At 49.7% G+C, this 17,651-nt stretch carries 14 protein-coding genes; 2 read left to right on the top strand and 12 right to left on the bottom strand.

Annotated elements, in window-relative coordinates; all coding sequences use genetic code 11:
* Nucleotides 1-17: 17 nt before the first annotated feature.
* The 6 genes from MTO69_RS16010 to MTO69_RS16035 all read right to left on the bottom strand — a co-directional run bounded on the left by MTO69_RS16010 (nt 18) and on the right by MTO69_RS16035 (nt 8,589).
* Complete coding sequence (locus tag MTO69_RS16010) at nt 18-1,058, bottom strand: GGDEF domain-containing protein (RefSeq protein ID WP_248335500.1); 1,041 nt, start codon at nt 1,056-1,058, stop codon at nt 18-20.
* 124 nt (nt 1,059-1,182) lie between these two features.
* Nucleotides 1,183-1,701, bottom strand: a complete 519-nt coding sequence (gene copI, locus MTO69_RS16015) for a copper-resistant cuproprotein CopI (RefSeq protein ID WP_248335502.1) — start codon at nt 1,699-1,701, stop codon at nt 1,183-1,185.
* A gap of 81 nt (nt 1,702-1,782) precedes the next feature.
* Nucleotides 1,783-4,902: an efflux RND transporter permease subunit gene (locus MTO69_RS16020; protein ID WP_248335504.1), complete on the bottom strand. Its 3,120-nt coding sequence runs from the start codon at nt 4,900-4,902 to the stop codon at nt 1,783-1,785.
* Nucleotides 4,899-6,611 carry an efflux RND transporter periplasmic adaptor subunit gene (locus MTO69_RS16025; RefSeq protein WP_248335506.1) on the bottom strand — a complete coding sequence of 571 codons (1,713 nt, stop codon included), beginning with the start codon at nt 6,609-6,611 and terminating at the stop codon, nt 4,899-4,901. The genes MTO69_RS16020 and MTO69_RS16025 overlap by 4 nt, the downstream gene beginning before the upstream one ends.
* Nucleotides 6,612-6,623: 12 nt before the next feature.
* On the bottom strand, nt 6,624-8,036 hold the full coding sequence (locus MTO69_RS16030; RefSeq protein WP_432715662.1) for a TolC family protein: 1,413 nt from the start codon (nt 8,034-8,036) through the stop codon (nt 6,624-6,626).
* Nucleotides 8,037-8,172: 136 nt separating this feature from the next.
* Nucleotides 8,173-8,589 carry a hypothetical protein gene (locus MTO69_RS16035; RefSeq protein WP_248335508.1) on the bottom strand — a complete coding sequence of 139 codons (417 nt, stop codon included), beginning with the start codon at nt 8,587-8,589 and terminating at the stop codon, nt 8,173-8,175.
* A gap of 203 nt (nt 8,590-8,792) precedes the next feature.
* On the opposite strand from MTO69_RS16035, the gene MTO69_RS16040 reads away from it, so the two are divergent.
* A complete protein-coding gene (locus tag MTO69_RS16040) occupies nt 8,793-9,599 on the top strand; it encodes a Cof-type HAD-IIB family hydrolase (protein ID WP_248335510.1) in 807 nt (268 codons plus the stop codon).
* Here the strand turns inward: MTO69_RS16040 and gloA2 are convergent.
* From gloA2 to MTO69_RS16065, 5 genes are all read right to left on the bottom strand, one after another.
* Nucleotides 9,590-9,976: an SMU1112c/YaeR family gloxylase I-like metalloprotein gene (gene gloA2, locus MTO69_RS16045; protein ID WP_248335512.1), complete on the bottom strand. Its 387-nt coding sequence runs from the start codon at nt 9,974-9,976 to the stop codon at nt 9,590-9,592. The two genes, MTO69_RS16040 and gloA2, sit on opposite strands and share 10 nt — an antisense overlap.
* A gap of 3 nt (nt 9,977-9,979) precedes the next feature.
* The gene (locus MTO69_RS16050; RefSeq protein WP_248335514.1) at nt 9,980-10,594 is read right to left on the bottom strand and encodes a hypothetical protein; all 615 of its coding nucleotides are present in this window, start codon (nt 10,592-10,594) and stop codon (nt 9,980-9,982) included.
* A gap of 198 nt (nt 10,595-10,792) precedes the next feature.
* On the bottom strand, nt 10,793-11,902 hold the full coding sequence (locus MTO69_RS16055; RefSeq protein ID WP_248335516.1) for a linear amide C-N hydrolase: 1,110 nt from the start codon (nt 11,900-11,902) through the stop codon (nt 10,793-10,795).
* Between the two features lie 194 nt (nt 11,903-12,096).
* A complete protein-coding gene (locus MTO69_RS16060) occupies nt 12,097-12,273 on the bottom strand; it encodes a hypothetical protein (protein ID WP_248335518.1) in 177 nt (58 codons plus the stop codon).
* A 71-nt stretch (nt 12,274-12,344) separates the two neighbouring features.
* A complete protein-coding gene (locus MTO69_RS16065; RefSeq protein ID WP_248335516.1) occupies nt 12,345-13,454 on the bottom strand; it encodes a linear amide C-N hydrolase in 1,110 nt (369 codons plus the stop codon).
* Nucleotides 13,455-13,966: 512 nt separating this feature from the next.
* On the opposite strand from MTO69_RS16065, the gene MTO69_RS16070 reads away from it, so the two are divergent.
* A complete protein-coding gene (locus MTO69_RS16070; protein ID WP_248335520.1) occupies nt 13,967-15,856 on the top strand; it encodes a tetratricopeptide repeat-containing diguanylate cyclase in 1,890 nt (629 codons plus the stop codon).
* 5 nt (nt 15,857-15,861) lie between these two features.
* Here the strand turns inward: MTO69_RS16070 and MTO69_RS16075 are convergent, their stop codons facing one another.
* A complete protein-coding gene (locus tag MTO69_RS16075; protein WP_248335522.1) occupies nt 15,862-17,436 on the bottom strand; it encodes an ATP-binding cassette domain-containing protein in 1,575 nt (524 codons plus the stop codon).
* Between the last annotated feature and the right edge of the window lie 215 nt (nt 17,437-17,651).

Below are 17,651 nucleotides of genomic sequence, written 5' to 3' on the forward strand. Positions count from 1 at the left end.
TCGTTAACGGTTGCGCGTCACTCTCCTGCAAGTGCAGTGTAAAAACAGTTTTTACCCGCACTCTTGGCTTGATACAAGGCTTCATCTGCACGGCGAAAAGTCATGATCATCGCTTCGGCGTCATGTTTGGCAATGCCGGTACTGATAGTGACAGGTCTGCCTGTGCCAAAATCATAATGGGAGATAGCGACTTGGATATCTTTGACACGGCGCTCAATCTCGGCATAATCGCTCGCTTCAAAAGCGATCAAAAACTCTTCACCACCCCAACGACCAACTTGTGCATGCCCCTCCAACTGCTCTCGTAGTATCCGCGCCGTTTGCAGCAACACTCTATCACCGACATCGTGGCCGAACTCATCATTGATCGCTTTAAAATTATCCACATCCACCAAGGCAATCCACTGAATTCTCTCTTGCTCAAGCAATAGCGTCTCGATATAGCGACGATTGAACAGTTGGGTAAGCGTATCGGTATGAGACAAGATTTTCAGTTGTCGATTCGACTCGTTCAATTGAGCCATGGTTCGACGTCGTCCGGATTCATAGAAATAGGCGGTAAGAAACAGGAAAAGATAAACAATCGACAGGTGAGCTAAGCTCATTCCATCAAAAGGTATAGGCGGCCAGTTTGCCATATCAATCAAGCAGACATAGAACACCACGGCAAAGTTGATAAGGCTGATTAACGAGCCAAGCTTGTGGCCCAACACGAACACGGCCACGACCGGGGTTAGAAAGGCGAAGGCCAACGCGAACTCACTGTGCCCAGAGCCGACAATAAACAGCAGACTGACCACACACATCACCAGCACCAGAATCAGGGCCGCGACACTGACATTGCGCTTACGCCACACAAAGAAATGACCGAGCAGACAAAAGACCAATCCACCCGCTTCAATCGACGCCAGAAGATAACTGGGTATCACCAGAGTATTGTAGTAAGTCAGCAAGGCGAGAAGTGCGGACAATAAACTCAGAGACGTGAAAACAAACCAACTTTCTCTATAGTCTTCATGGTCGCGACTCACCCCTAACCACTTTTCTAATCCGTTCACTATACTTCCGCTGTCAATTACTTGTGATTGTCATGGCGCCAATATACCGGAAGGGAAAAGTATCGTCATCCGTACGACAAAAGTTTAGGGCACACAATGTGTGCCCTAGGTCCTGTTGTTCTCACTATAAGTTAATTTTTTTCACCATGCCCGCTTCAGCGTGACCGGGAATATTACAAGCAAACTCGACTTGATTGTTGCCGTGGAAGTGCCACATCAGCTGCTTAGCTTTGCCCGGTTTGACTGTTACCGCATTGCCTGAGTCGTGGTTATGGTGGGCCATGGTTTTCATCATCTGACGATGCTTTAGCTGCTCGCTTTCAGAGCCAATGGTAAACTCATGATCGATTTTACCCACATTCATGACCACGAACTGGACCACATCATTAGGCTGAATGTCGACTTGTTTCTTAAACTTGATGCTCATGTCATCGTCAAGAATAACATGGACCACTTTATCCGGTTTAGCCCCATGAGCAGGCATACCCACATCCGACATTCCCTCCATATTCATCATCGAATGGTCCATCTTGCCATTGTCCATGTTGCCATGATCCATCTTGCTGTGGTCCATGTGGTCGCTGCTTGCCAAAGCAAAGGTTGAAGCTAGGGTCAAAGAGAGCGCAATCAGTGTTTTTTTCATCGTATTTCCTTACCTTTCGGTATTAAAGCCAAGCCATAAACTTGGCCTTGTTCAGTTCGTTTAGTGTTGTTGGGTTGAAAACTATTTAACTTCGCGGAGTTTCCACAATTTGAAAATGGCCGGAAGCACCAGCAGCGTCAGCATCAGCGCCGAAGCCATGCCGCCAATCATTGGCGCAGCAATACGTTGCATCACTTCAGAACCGGTGCCGTCGCCATACATAATCGGAATGAGGCCGATGATCACCGTGAGTACTGTCATCATGACTGGGCGCACACGCAGGCCCGCCCCTTCTTCAATGGAATGATTGAGGTCATCCAGCGCTAGCGGCTTACTTTGCTGCTGACGGCTCAATTTGGTGTAGTGCCATGCTTGGTTGAGATAAACCAACATGATCACCCCTATCTCGACCGCCACACCAGCCAGCGCGATAAACCCAACGCCAACCGCGATGGAGAAATTGAAGTTGAGGCTATACATCAACCACAAGCCACCGACCATGGCTAAGGGTAGCGTGAGCAAGATGATCATCACCTCGCCTACGCGACGGAAGCTCAAATAGAGCAGCAGCATAATGATGGCAATGGTGATGGGTACCACGACACCCAAGCGCTGTTTGGCTCGCTCCATGTACTCATATTGACCTGACCACGCCAGTGAATAGCCAGCGGGCAAGTTCAACTGTTCGCTCACCAAGCGTTTTGCCTCTTCGACGTAAGAACCGAGATCTCGACCTTCAATATCGACATATACCCAACCATTTGGACGCGCATTCTCGGTCTTGATCATCGGTGGGCCATCTTCGTAGCGAATGTCCGCCACATCAGCTAGCGCAATCCGTGCTCCATTGGGCGTAACCAAAGGTAGGTTTTGCAGTTTCACGACCGAATCACGATAGCTTTGTGGATAACGGACATTAATGGGGTAGCGTTCCAGCCCTTCAATCGTCTCACCCACGTTCATCCCACCCACAGCAGTGGAGACCACTTGCTGCACCTCTTTGATGCTCAGTCCATAACGAGCGGCAGAGCGGCGATTGATGTCAATCGTGACATAACGACCTCCAGCCACGCGCTCGGCGTACACCGAAGCAGTGCCCTCTATTTGGTTGAGAATCGGCTCTAGGTCCGCGCCTACCTGCTCGATGACCTTAAGGTCTGGCCCTGCGATCTTGATGCCTATTGGCGTCTTAATACCGGTCGCCAACATATCAATCCGAGTTTTAATCGGCATCACCCAAGCGTTAGTGAGACCAGGGAAGTTCACCAAGTCATCAAACTCTTTGCGCAGAGATTCGGAGGTCACGCCTTCTCGCCACTCATCACGCGGTTTCAGTTGAATCACGGTTTCAATCATGGTTAATGGCGCAGGGTCAGTGGCGGTTTCAGCGCGGCCAACTTTACCCCAGGCCGTCTCCACTTCCGGCACCGTCATGATCAGCTTGTTGGTCTGTTGTAAGATTTCGCGCGCCTTACCGATAGAGATCCCAGGATACGTAGTCGGCATGTACATGAGATCCCCTTCATCCAGAGGAGGAATGAACTCACTACCGAGCTTGCTGGCGGGATAGTACGCCGACAGCATCAAGCCAAGAGCGAGTACTAGCATACTTTTTGGGTAACGCAGGCTAAGACTCAAGAGCGGTTTGTACAGAGCCACCAACCCTTTATTAATCGGGTTCTTATTCTCGGGCAGCACCTTGCCACGGATAAAGTACCCCATCAGTACTGGCACTAAGGTAATCGCCAACCCGGCCGCCGCCGCCATCGCGTAGGTTTTGGTAAATGCCAAGGGCGAGAACATTTTGCCCTCTTGACCTTGCAAGGCGAACACAGGCACAAAGCTTAAGGTAATGATAAGCAGTGAGAAGAACAGCGGCGCCCCCACCTCTTGCGCAGCATCACCGATCACCTGCCAACGGTTCTTATCGTTCAGCGGAGTGCGCTCAATATGTTTGTGCACATTCTCTATCATCACGATCGCACCATCGACCATGGCTCCAATCGCTATCGCAATCCCGCCCAACGACATGATATTGGCGTTGATGCCTTGCCAGTACATGACGATAAAAGCGGCGAGAATCCCAACCGGTAAGCTCAGGGCAATCACCAGCGACGAACGGATATGGAACAGGAATAGCGCACAGACGATCGCCACCACGATGAACTCTTCTGCCAGCTTCTTCCATAAGTTTTCAACAGCCGCGTCAATCAGAGTCGAGCGGTCATAAGTGGTCACAATTTCGACGCCATCCGGCAGGCTTTGCTGCAGCTGCTCTAACTTGAGCTTGACCCTACTGATCACTTCACTGGCGTTTTCACCAAAGCGCATCACGATCACGCCGCCCACCGCTTCACCTTCACCGTTGAGCTCAGAGATGCCACGGCGCATTTGTGGCCCGAGGTTAATCTCGGCCACATCGCCAAGCAGCAGCGGGGTTCCTTTTGCGGTGACTTTGAGTGGCAACGCAGCAATGTCTTCAATCCCACTGAGATACCCAGTGGTTCGGACCATGTGCTCAGCCTCAGCTACCTCGACAACCGAAGCGCCGCTCTCTTGGTTACCATTTTGAATCGCTTGATTGACTTGTTGTAACGTTAAGTCGTAGGCACGCAGCTTAGCCGGATCAATCTGGATCTGATACTGCTTGACCATGCCGCCAACCGTGGCCACTTCCGAGACGCCATCGACCGTTTGCAGTTCATATTTCAAGAACCAATCTTGCAAGCTACGCAGTTGAGCCAAGTCATGTTGGCCCGTTTTATCTTGCAGTACATAGTTATACACCCAACCCACACCCGTGGCGTCTGGCCCTAGTGTCGGTTTTGCGCTAGGTGGCAGATTGGGGGCGACTTGACTCAGGTACTCCAGCACCCGTGAACGTGCCCAATACATGTCGGTATCATCATTAAAGATGATGTACACATACGAATCGCCAAAGAAGGAGAAACCGCGCACCGTTTCTGCACCGGGCACCGCGAGCATTGCCGTGGTCAATGGGTAGGTGACTTGGTCTTCCACCACTTGAGGCGCCTGACCTGGGTAACTGGTTTTAATGATCACCTGCACATCAGAAAGGTCAGGAATCGCATCGACCGGGGTATTTTTCACGCTGTATAGGCCACCAAACACCAAACCAATCGTGGCTACTAAAACAAGAAAACGGTTGGTAATCGACCAACGAATGATGGCACTGATCATGCTTTGTCCTCACTCGTTGTCAGTTGTTTGAGTTGGTATTCAGACCCTAGTTTTTCGACTAGAAATCGAACCGTTTGTCCTTCCTGAAAGCCCGACAAATCAACCTCATCACGTACCGAGAAGTTCATCTCTCCGGCTTGCCAGCCCCACTCTGCAACAGGCTGATGCTTAAGCGTCACCATGCCAAAGTCGGCCATCAACATGGTAATATCGCCTTGGATCCAAACCTGTGCCGCGATCACCGTGTCATCAGCGCGATAATCGACAATATGATATTGACCCGACTCGGTTTTCTGCATGGCAAACTCAATCGCCTGACCGGATTGCAACTGCTCCATATCGACCCCTTCTGCCAAAGTGAAGTTCATGGTCATCCCCGGCCAATCCCATTCTGGCACTGGCTGATGGTTAATGGTGAGCATCCGATGGTCTGCCATCACGTCGGTGATTTCGCCTTTGGCCCACACGCTTTCCAGCTCTGGTTCAGAGCCATTGATTCGGGCTAAGTCGGCGCTCTGACTCGACTCAGAATCGAGCATAAAGTGCGCCGACGTCATGATGCGCTCACCAAGCTCAAGCCCTTTAATCACTTCAATCTTATCGCCTGCTTCACGCCCAACCTCGATACGTGCCGAGCGGTATTTGCCCTCTCCCTCGGCTAACACCACACGGGTCATGCCACCGGAGCGGATGACAGCGGAACGCGGAATCGTCAGCACGTCATCGCTGCTGACAGGGTGTAGAGCGATATTGGCGAACATATTGGGCTTGAGTTCGCCATCGGGGTTAGGAAATTTCAGCCTCACCCGTAAGGTGCGCGTGTTAGGGTCTAAGATCGGATAAACGTAGTCCACCTCGCCTTGCCAACTGCCAGCGGGTAGAGCATCCAAAGTCATCGATGCCTGACTGCCTTGCTTAATCCAGTGCGATTGACGTTCGAACACTTCGGCATCGACCCATACTTCGTCTAGCGGTCCAGCGCTGATGACCGCTTGCGCTGGAGAGAGGTAGCCGCCTTCACGAATATTGAGGCTGGCGATGATGCCGTCAGACGGGGCTTTGATCTCAATGGTTTGAGTCGCTTTGCCTCGGCGTTCTATTTCGGCGATTTGCGCCTTATCGACACCCAATGTCGCGAGTCGATCTCTCGCTCCTTTAATCATGCCGCTACGCTGAGTTTTGTAGGCACTCAGCAGCTCTTCTTGTGCTTTGACCAACTCTGGCGAATAGAGAGTGAACAGCACTTCACCACTCTGCACTTTTTCGCCGACTGCGTTGATGTATAACTTCTCAACCCAACCAGACACACGGACGTTGGTCTGCCAAAGCTTGCTTTCGTCAAACGCAACATAACCGACGGTTTCAATGCGTGGTGACAAAGGTTCAAGCACCACTTTATCTGTTGTTACACCCAGGTTATTTTCTACCCTAGGATCAATTGTCACTGTGCCCGGTTTCGAGCTTGCGCCGCTTAAATCTTCGGCATAGACGGGGATAAGATCCATGCCCATTGGCGATTTGCCCGGCTTATCACGCTGGTAGTTTGGGTTCATCGGTGCCACCCAATACAATGGCTCATCACTCGCAGTGCCAGCTTGCTCGGCAACGGCCGTCATATCGTGGTCCATGGTCGGTAAAAAGCGACTCGCACCTATGCCAATAACACCACCCACCAATAGTGCAACCGTGGCGACTTTAAACGTACTCATACTGTTTCCTTCTTATTGATTGTGCGCAGCGTTAGCAGCATTGGATTGAGAGGATGGGTATTGGTCACCGCCAACTAGCGCGGCTAATTTGCTATTGGTGATATTAAGATCGGTCACCAAGCGCGCATGTTCAGTCTGAAGCGCAATCGCATCAGTGGTGGCAGAAATCATATCGCCAAACTGAGCGGTATTGTTTTGATAGCCACGCTCCACCGCTTCGATACGTGCATTGGCATGCGGCAGCAGACGCTGCTCATAACGCTCTATGCGCTGAGTCAGGTTGATGCGGTCTTTGCTTAACGCATTAACCTCGGCATTCATCTGCGCCAGCAACGCGTCTTTTTGGTACTGGGAGGCGCCAACTTTGTATTGCGCCGCCGACAAAGCTTTGTCTTGTCGGTTACCGGTAAACAGCGGAATATCCATGGTGACATAGCCGCTAAGCAAATCAGACGCAGGCTCGCCGCGCATATTGTTTGATTGTCGGTAGGCGTACATCACCTCGACACCAAACTGCGGGGTATACGATTGCTCTGCCAACTCGACGTCGGTTTGTGTGGTCGCAATATTGATGTCGGCAATTTTGGCCAAAGGGTGTTGATTGAGCAGCGGATAGTACTCACCACTCTGCTGATAGCGCTCTAAACGCTGATCAAGACCAGTCCAATCCAACTGATTGGACGCTGCAAACAGCTTGGCTTCGTTTTGGTTATGCGCAAGCCACTCCATACCGAGCCACTCTGAAAGCTGAGCCACCACACGCTGCTGCTGCTTGACGTTGGCCGCCAACTTATCTTCAAGTTTGCTCACTTGAAGCTGCGCATTGAGCAAGTCTTGTGCTTCGCTTTTCCCTATCGAGTAGTTGGTTTGAACAAATTGTTCCATCTCAGCCATGAGGCGAAGGTTTTGCGCCATCAGCTCATGAGCACGTTGCAGATAACCGATCTCTAACCATAGTTGGGTCATTTGCCGAGTAATGTCTCGCTCTCGCACTTGCGTTTGCAGTGACACCCCGTCCGCTTGCTGATTGGCCTTACGTCGATTCAGCTCTAACGTTGAGCCCCGCTCAAACTGCTGCATCACGCCAACAGACAGGTTGGTCATTGGGTCTTGATCAAACTTAAGTGAATCCACGGGTAAACCCCCAAAGCCGACTTTGAGTTTGGGATCCATTAAGGTTGAGCTGGCAATCCCACTCTCTCGTATCGCTTGTGATTGCGAGGTGATTTGTGAGCGCGTGCTATCTTGATTGATCGCCACATCAATCCATTGATTGAGCGAGCGAGTGGCGCTTTGTATCTCGAGCGAGTTTTCTCTAACTTGCGCCAAAGAGAGTGTGGGTAGGGTGAATGCAGCAAAGGCAATACACACCGCTAGTGCTTTTGGCTTGGCAAAAGCATCAAATTCAATATTCACAATTGTCATCCATTTTGGATACCAATCAGCATAAATGCTTGATCATCTATTTGTGCCGATTGGTATGACGTAGAAACGTGATAGATCGATCCCTAGCAAATACAGGCATTTAGAGCTGCACTAGGGGAGAAATGTGAGTGTTGAATTAAGCGGAAGGTGGACGAAGTATGCCCTGTTGGCGCGACATTTTCTTACCAATATCGAAACCGTGAAACGGCGCGAGCTGACTAGAACCATCGCGTTGAAAAGTCACATCTGTGAGAGGGAAAGAAGAGTTGGAGCAGACAGAGCCGCAGCAAGAGTGATGCTCTTCACCTGGATTGCTGCATGGCTGAGCCGGTGACATATCAGCGTTACTGTGCTGATTGACCACAGACGACGGCAAGCAATCGCTGGCCTGGGTCGCCACAGCATGGTTTTCGTGGGTACTGTGCTCAGTCATAACTTGAGGAGTGATTACCGCATTCACTGCCATCGCTGGCGCACTCGAGACATAGTTCGACATCAACATCGCAGCGATGCCGATCATCAAAATCCATGTGGTGCGAATTGAATGGGTCATAACGTTCCTCAACTAAGAGACTCCGACCTTAAACCTTAACCCTAGGTAAAGGTCAAGCCTGTCGATGCACAATAATAGTAGGTGGCTAACTTGGCAAACGTAAGGAGCTGTCCTCAGTTGACATAAATCACTTGAACATAAACCCAAGTAATGTAAATTCTCGCCTCTGACCTTTATTCTCTATGCGTAACTCTCGATTCACTATGCCTAACCAAGATATTAAGTTCATCGCTGTCGATATGGATGGCACCCTACTCGATCATAACGGCCAGCTCCCACAAAACTTTTACACGATTTATCAGCAACTAGAGCAGCGCAATATCATTTTCGCTGCGGCATCGGGCCGACAGTACTTCAGCCTAATGGAGACGTTTGCGCCGATTCGCGAGCGGATGATGTTTATTGCTGAAAACGGCACCATGGTGATGCACCAAGGCAAAGAGTTGTATCGCTGTGAAATAGACAAGGCATCAATTGCGGCGATCATTCAACAGGCGCGTGCCATCGAGGGCGCACATATTGTGTTGTGCGGCACGCAATCGGCCTACATTGAGACTCAAGACCCACAAGCTCTAAGAGAGATCTCTAAGTATTACCATCGCTGCCAATATGTGACGGATCTGCTCAATGTCGAAGACGATTTTATTAAAGTCGCCATTTGTCACTTCGATGGTGCAGAACAACAGATGTATCCAAGCTTTGAGCGCCAGTTTGGTGACACCCATCAAGTCGTGGTGAGTGCCAAGATATGGCTGGATGTGATGAACGCCAGCGCCTCAAAAGGTGCCGCTATCGAACATCTACAAAAAACGCTCGGCTTTAGCGACCAGCAAACCATGAGTTTTGGTGACTACCTCAATGATTTAGAGATGCTTAAGGTCAGCTATCACTCCTATGCGATGGACAATGCGCATCCTAAGGTTAAACAGACTGCCCGCTTCACCGCGCCAAGTCACCGCGACTCAGGAGTGATAACGGTAATCAAGCGTGAAGTGCTGGGTCACGCTTGATAGAGTTCAAGCGGTAAGCCGTCAGGGTCTTGAAAAAAGGTAAACGGCTTACCGGTATACTCATCGATGCGAATCGGCTCAACCTCGACACCTTGGCTGAGTAAGTAATCCTTATAACTCGCGACACAGTCAACAGCAAAAGCGAGATGGCGCAAGCCTTGGGCTTCTGGCCTTGACGGCCTTGCTGGCGGATTGGGAAACGAGAACAGCTCAATTTGCCCGCCATCAGGCAGCGCCAAATCTAATTTGTAAGAATCCCGCTCCGAACGGTAGTTTTCCGCAACTATCTCAAGCTGCAATATTTGGCTGTAAAAGTGCTTCGAACGTGCATAGTCTGAGCAAATCACCGCTACGTGGTGAATGCGCTTTAGCTGCATGTTTCACTCCTTATTTTTGCTTTTAGGATCAACGTCACTTTGGAGAGAGTCGAGTTGATCGGCGAGTTGCTGTTGATGAGCAGAAACGGCTTGCAGCGCTTGAGCGGTCGTTTTAATAGCGCTCGCCATTGAGGCGAGGTTAGCGGTTGCTGTCGATAGTGTTTGCTGCATCGGACGTAAAATAAACCAAGCAATCGCAGCAATAATCGCGACAATAATAAAACCAATCAAGCTCAGCGTCAGAATCACCTGCTGACGAACATCGGCGAGAAAGCGCTCACTGCTGGTCGCCAACACCTGCTTGGTTTCGTCAAAAGCTTGTGGCAACCCTTGCAGTGATTGTTTTGACAGTATCACCAGTTGATTGATGTTCTCGGTGGTATCGTCCATCAAGGCTTGCTGGTCCGGCGTCAGTTCTTCACTATCGGCAATTTCTTCCAGCGCCAAGGCAATGTTATCCAGCGAGACGCGAGTATCATCCATCGCTCGCTCAATACCGTCGAGTTCTAATGTCATCTCGACGTTTAAAAAAGGCGCAGAGCGAGGGAGCGGTTCCTCGTTGCTCGCATAACTGACCAAAGTCACTAAGCACAGTAGCCCAGCAATCATCCATTTCATCGTTTTTCCTTACCAATCATTGTCGTTGTGAATCATAGAATGAACAGGGCCATTTTGGCTATCGTCACAGAGCGGGAAACAAGAAAAAGGCGCGGCTTATCACTTTAAGCAACTCAGATCATAGTCCGTTGTCCACAGAACAAAAAAAAGCCACAGTCGAAACTGTGGCTTTGCCTGGACTACCTAACGAACTAGGTATTACTTACCGTGTTTGTACTCGACTGGGTCTGAACACTCAGTCCACTGCGGAGTACGGAAGTTTGGTGATTGCTCAACCATGTCGGCACACATCGCGGTCGTAAACTCGCTGGTGTCATCAAAGTTGAACGACATCTGGTAACCATACTTATGCATATCCACCAAAATCTCTTTGCTGTCTAGGTTGGTAGTGAACTGCACCCAAGTACCGTAACGGCTCTCTTGACCTAGTGGCGTATCTTCATCTGGTGCATCCATCGCATTCACCGCTGCCATTGTGAAGGCGTTGCGCGCTTTACCCATTGACTCGTTGTAGTTCAAGTTGTCAAAGTTAGTGACTTCTGCCAACCACTGTGAGCGAACAAAACGGCCAATCGGTGATGGCGAGGCTGGAAGCCCTTTGGCAATCTTAGGATTGTTTAGGTCACCGTACGTTTCCAAGATGCGGCGTGCTTCATCCACCAACGGATCGTTGCCGTGAACGCGCAGCAGTTTGCCCTCTTCTGTTTTGATGTTGCCGAACCAAGCCTTCGCCGTACCGTCTTTCAGTAGCTCAAGTTGGAACACATCGCCACTTGGGTCGCTGACCGAAACGTGGAATGGGTGTTTGTGACCATTAGTTAACTGGTTCCAGCCCACTTGCCACTCGCCATTTTGGTATGCGTCATACACTTCTTTGGCGTTTTTGTAGTTCTCAAGTAGGTAGCTTGGAGAATCTGCAATGTGAACCGCTGGTACGCCATTGTCTTGGTGTAGCTCTAGCGCATCTTCAGACCAGCCTTGGTAAAGCAAGTCAGCTGACATGCCATGTTCGTTGATACCGTGGCCGGTCGCACCTGCTAGCATGATAGTTTCAACAAATGAGATTGAGCGGTATTTCGCTTCCCACTGCAACACATTTTTGTAGTTGTCGAGTGGCTTAGACGCATTTTTAAATCCGACCGGACGGAAGTTCGCAACATTATCTAGCTCGGTAGACCAGTCAAACGAGCGAGTGTTGACGATACCGTGGTTGGTATCAAATAGGATACGAGTACACGCATTTGCAGTAGACACGATACCAGCAGTAGCGACAGCGGCGATAGCTAGGTTAACGAGAGACTTTTTCATAATTTTGACCTCAATAGTTCGTTACTAATCCATTTGGATTGTTGTCCTGACAGTCGCAGCTAACTCTGATTGGGTTATCGTTAGTGCGTCTTGATGGGTCTATAATAACCGAACCTAGCCATTCTCAAACTTGCTTAGAATGGAATACGACCATGCTAGGATAAATCCGATATCATTCCCTACAAGCGTCCACCTTAAGCGCCCACCTTAAGCGCTTGCGCGCACGATAACTGGTAGCTCGCATTAACCCCACTTTGCTCAGCAAAATCACTGTCGTGACTAACCATAATCACCGCGCCTGGATAGCTGGCCAAGGTGTGGGCTTCGCTACTAGGGATCGTCGTACCGCACTGGTGAAACGCCTCCAACATGACTCCACAGAACAAAAAAAAAGCCACAGTCGAAACTGTGGCTTTGCCAGGACTACCTAACGAACTAGGTATTACTTACCGTGTTTGTACTCGACTGGGTCTGAACACTCAGTCCACTGCGGAGTACGGAAGTTTGGTGATTGCTCAACCATGTCGGCACACATCGCGGTCGTAAACTCGCTGGTGTCATCAAAGTTGAACGACATCTGGTAACCATACTTATGCATATCCACCAAAATCTCTTTGCTGTCTAGGTTGGTAGTGAACTGCACCCAAGTACCGTAACGGCTCTCTTGACCTAGTGGCGTATCTTCATCTGGTGCATCCATCGCATTCACCGCTGCCATTGTGAAGGCGTTGCGCGCTTTACCCATTGACTCGTTGTAGTTCAAGTTGTCAAAGTTAGTGACTTCTGCCAACCACTGTGAGCGAACAAAACGGCCAATCGGTGATGGCGAGGCTGGAAGCCCTTTGGCAATCTTAGGATTGTTTAGGTCACCGTACGTTTCCAAGATGCGGCGTGCTTCATCCACCAACGGATCGTTGCCGTGAACGCGCAGCAGTTTGCCCTCTTCTGTTTTGATGTTGCCGAACCAAGCCTTCGCCGTACCGTCTTTCAGTAGCTCAAGTTGGAACACATCGCCACTTGGGTCGCTGACCGAAACGTGGAATGGGTGTTTGTGACCATTAGTTAACTGGTTCCAGCCCACTTGCCACTCGCCATTTTGGTATGCGTCATACACTTCTTTGGCGTTTTTGTAGTTCTCAAGTAGGTAGCTTGGAGAATCTGCAATGTGAACCGCTGGTACGCCATTGTCTTGGTGTAGCTCTAGCGCATCTTCAGACCAGCCTTGGTAAAGCAAGTCAGCTGACATGCCATGTTCGTTGATACCGTGGCCGGTCGCACCTGCTAGCATGATAGTTTCAACAAATGAGATTGAGCGGTATTTCGCTTCCCACTGCAACACATTTTTGTAGTTGTCGAGTGGCTTAGACGCATTTTTAAATCCGACCGGACGGAAGTTCGCAACATTATCTAGCTCGGTAGACCAGTCAAACGAGCGAGTGTTGACGATACCGTGGTTGGTATCAAATAGGATACGAGTACACGCATTTGCAGTAGACACGATACCAGCAGTAGCGACAGCGGCGATAGCTAGGTTAACGAGAGACTTTTTCATAATTTTGACCTCAATAGTTCGTTACTAATCCATTTGGATTGTTGTCCTGACAGTCGCAGCTAACTCTGATTGGGTTATCGTTAGTGCGTCTTGATGGGTCTATAATAACCGAATCTAGCCATTCTCAAACTTGCTTAGAATGGAACATGACCACGCTAGAATAAATCCAATTGTTAATCGCGGGTCTTAAACTGTGCAAAGGCTGTCGCTCTACTCTGGGGGAATCATCGTGGTACCGCTAAGCGATGAAAGCTAGGAACGATTCGGTCTCTGAGTTGAGTAAGCGGAGTCAATGGTTGATAAGACTCAGCAAGCGGTGTCAAGCCAATACCAATCGTTGTCGTTGCAACTAACTAGAGTGGCCAGCCTCAATTCGGCGGTCCCTTTTGAAGGGCAAACGTAAAAACCAAGGTGATGAAAAAAATGCGCTTTTAATAAGGATTATTGAGTAGTTCATCACAATAAGATGCTATTATTGCCGCTCGTGTGATTGTTGTATTCGAACTGATTAAATGAAGCCCGCTCTGTTGCTGCTCTTATGCTGTTGTGTCATGGTTGCGCCGGATGGAATAGCAGCCTGTAAACTAGATAATGATTATCTTGCCTCACGCATAAGATCTGCGGAACAACCCCAGCTAGATCTCTACTACGCGTCACAATGTCGTCCAGAGCAGGTCGACCGACAAGCATTCTCCCTTGACGAGGCGACCTCAGTCGAGGGGCAAGCTCTCTATTATTTTGCTCTCAAGAACCTAAGCCGTTACGAAGGGGTAGAGATCCCTCCGTTACCTGACCTCGTTGCTGTCGGCCAAACGGCCAAGATTGACTGGATAGAAGCAGAAGCCAAGCTCAACTTAGCAATAACAAAGATCGATGCTGACCAATTAATTGAAGGAGAGAAACTGCTCCACGAGGTGATTCCCATTGCGCGCGATATCGGCTATACCCGCCTACTCTCTCGCGCATATCGTTGGTTAGGCAACCTCAAGTTTCAACAGGCTGAGCTAAAAGCAGGGCTAAATTACTACAAGATGGCTTACCAGCTGGCAATGGAAATTGGTGACGCTTTTCAAACCACCATGACACTCAACAATATCGCCAACGTGTACATGCAGTTGCAAGATTTGCCGCGAGCTGAGGAGTATATCCACCGGGCAATGTCGCTCTATCATGATAACGGCTTTGACAACAGCTTGTTCAAAGCGATTCTATACGGCAACTCTAGCGCGATATTTTTTGCCAATCAGCAGTACCAGCGTGCCGAACAGTATATGCAGATGGCGATTGACGAAGCCGCACAGACTGGCTCAGTGACCATCCGAGTGGTTACCTTAGCCGACATGGCACAGCAGCACTCTAAAATTGGCAATGGCGATAAAGCACTCGAGATTGCCCAGCGGTGTGTGGACATCGCACAAAGTGAAACCCAGTCTGAAATCACACTCGCTATTTGCGAAGATGCCATGGCCTCGGCCTTTCTCAGTCAGCACAACTACACCCAAGCCATCGAGTATTCCAACAAAGTGCTTGATGCCGTGACTAACTCGACGGTCGAGGAATTGGTGTGGGAAGCACAAATTCTCAGCACCCTGACAGCAGCCCATGAACAACTGGGGGAATATCATACCGCGCTGGAACTGACCAAGCAGCAGATGTCTGTGCAAAAAAAATACTACGACCAAACCCACAATGACGAAATACTGAGTGAAAAGAACAGCCTCGAACGTCAACTGAATCGCCGCGAAGTCGAGTTGCTTGAAGCTCAAAATGAGCTGCAAGATATCCGGCTGCAAGAGCAGCGTCTGCGCGAGACCCTTACCGTGACTCTGTTTATCGTCTTCGGCTACTTTTCACTGCGGACCTTAATGCGGCTTAAACGCACTAACCGCGAGTTAATGAGCCAAAATGCCACCGACACCTTGACTGGCATTCACAACCGACGTTATTTGGAAAACTGGCTACAACAGTTGAATGACCAACAAGCCAATCAAAACTACTTAGTCTGCGTAGTCGATATCGACCACTTTAAACAGTTCAACGACCAGTACGGGCACAAAGCCGGAGACCTGGTCCTAACCCAAACGGCGCTGACACTACAAAAATCGATCCGCAGCCAAGACATGCTGGTCCGCTGGGGCGGTGAAGAGTTCGTTATCATAGTTCCATTGAACGCAAGCACTCAGGCGCAAGAAACGCTTGAGCGACTGCGGCACCAAGTCGAAGCTTCACCGGCTAAAGACAGCAACAACAATACCTTTTATATCACAGTGTCACTGGGCGCGTGTCGCTGTAAAAAAAGTGCCCTAAAGTTTCAATGGGAAAGAGTTTTTTCCCGTGCAGATTCAGCCCTATACAAGGCCAAACGTGCTGGTAGAAACCGGTACCATATTTACCACGACTGAACCAATCAGGATGATAACTGGTAGCTCAGAGTAACCCCACTTTGCTCAGCAAAATCACTGTCGTGACTAACCATCATCACCGCGCCTGGATAGCTGGCCAAGGTGCGTGCGAGTAATATTTTTGAATCCAAGTCGAGGTGATTATCCGGCTCATCAAGCAGCAAAATTGGCGCGCTGTCTTGATGGCTGACAATCAACATGGCCAGCTTCATCTTTTCGCCGCCACTTAAATGTGCCACCTTGCGATGAACATCATCCCGGCGAAAACCGATCCCAGCCAGCAAGGTGCGTGCTTCACTGGCAGGGATAGTCGCACAGCGCTGGTGAAATGCCTCCAACATGGATAACTCCGGCGCTAGCAACGCAAAGTGTTGGTCGAGATAGTAAACCGGCGCGTTGACCAAACAACGTCCGCCTTTCAAGGTCTGCTTAGCGCGAATGACATTGAGCAGCGTCGACTTACCGCTACCATTGTCGCCTTTCAGCCACAGTTTATCTCCGTGACCAAGCTGAAAATGAATTGGCTCACACTGGCCAAACGGCAACACCGCATTGACCAAGCTTATCAGTGGGCCTCTTTTTTGTATCGCGTCATGCATGTAGAATTTTTGCGTTTGGTCTCGCGCTTGGCGCGCTGTAAGCGCTTGCACTTTTTGCTGTAAACAAGCACTGCGCCCCAACTCGTTTTTATTTCGATGTGCCACGGCCGACGTCGCTTTGTCGCGCAGTCCGTTAAGCAAAATCTTAGGTTGGCTGCCACTGCGGCGCACTTTCATCCCCTGCGCAGTGCGTTGGTCTGCCTTCTCCTTATTACGCTGAGCTTGACGTTGTAACGCTTTCTGCTGTTTATGCACGCTGTCGAGTTGTCGCTCGATAGCGGCCGCATGTTGCTGCTGTTGCGCATAATAGTGGTCATAGTTACCGCCATATTGCGTCAAGCCTAGACTCGACAGCTGCCAAATTTGATCCATTTCACGCAGCAATAGCCGATCATGGCTGACCAATACGACATAGCCGTAAAATTGGCGTAACTGGTCACGTAGCCACATACGACCAGCTTGATCTAAATGGTTTGAGGGTTCATCAAGCACGAGAAGTTGCGCGTCGGATTGAAACAACTGCCACAACTGCAGTTTGGCCAATTGACCACCACTGAGCTTAGCGCAAGGAAAATGGACATCGCTCGGTAAACCCAGTGCGAGCAGTTGGTTTTGCAAATCGTATTTCAGCGACCATTGCTCTGCCACCAGATCAAACCAATGCTGATCGCACTTTCCAGATTCGATTTGCGCCAATGCGTGCAGTTGTGGCTCGAGATTTAAATAGCCCGCGATAGTCAAGTCACTATTAAGTAACGATGAAGGTAGCTGGTGGTAAGTGTGTACTTTTTTAGTCACCTTAACGTAGCCTGAAGTCGGTCGTCGCTCACCACTGAGTACATCCGCCAACACTGACTTTCCGCTGCCATTACGTCCCACTAAACCAACACGTTTGTGGCGTAAAGTGACGCTGACGTCATTGAACAATGATTTGCCATCGGCAAACTGATAGCTGAGTTGATGAGCTTGAAGTATAGGCATAATGTGCCTCCTGATAGACAGGATTAGGCATCATGCGTAGCGAAACGGCTCAATAAAGGACCGGCGTCAAAACACGCGTCGATTATCGCTGAAAAAAGTGCTGCCGAAAGCAAGATAGAGGCTACGCCGACTAACCCTGTGAAATCCAAAAAAGAAGAAATAACGGATAACAGGTGTTAGTTGTTCATGTTGGCGTAATCTCCTTAAGAAGTGAT

The sequence above is a fragment of the Vibrio sinaloensis genome (genome assembly GCF_023195835.1).
GTDB classification, from domain to species: domain Bacteria; phylum Pseudomonadota; class Gammaproteobacteria; order Enterobacterales; family Vibrionaceae; genus Vibrio; species Vibrio sinaloensis_C.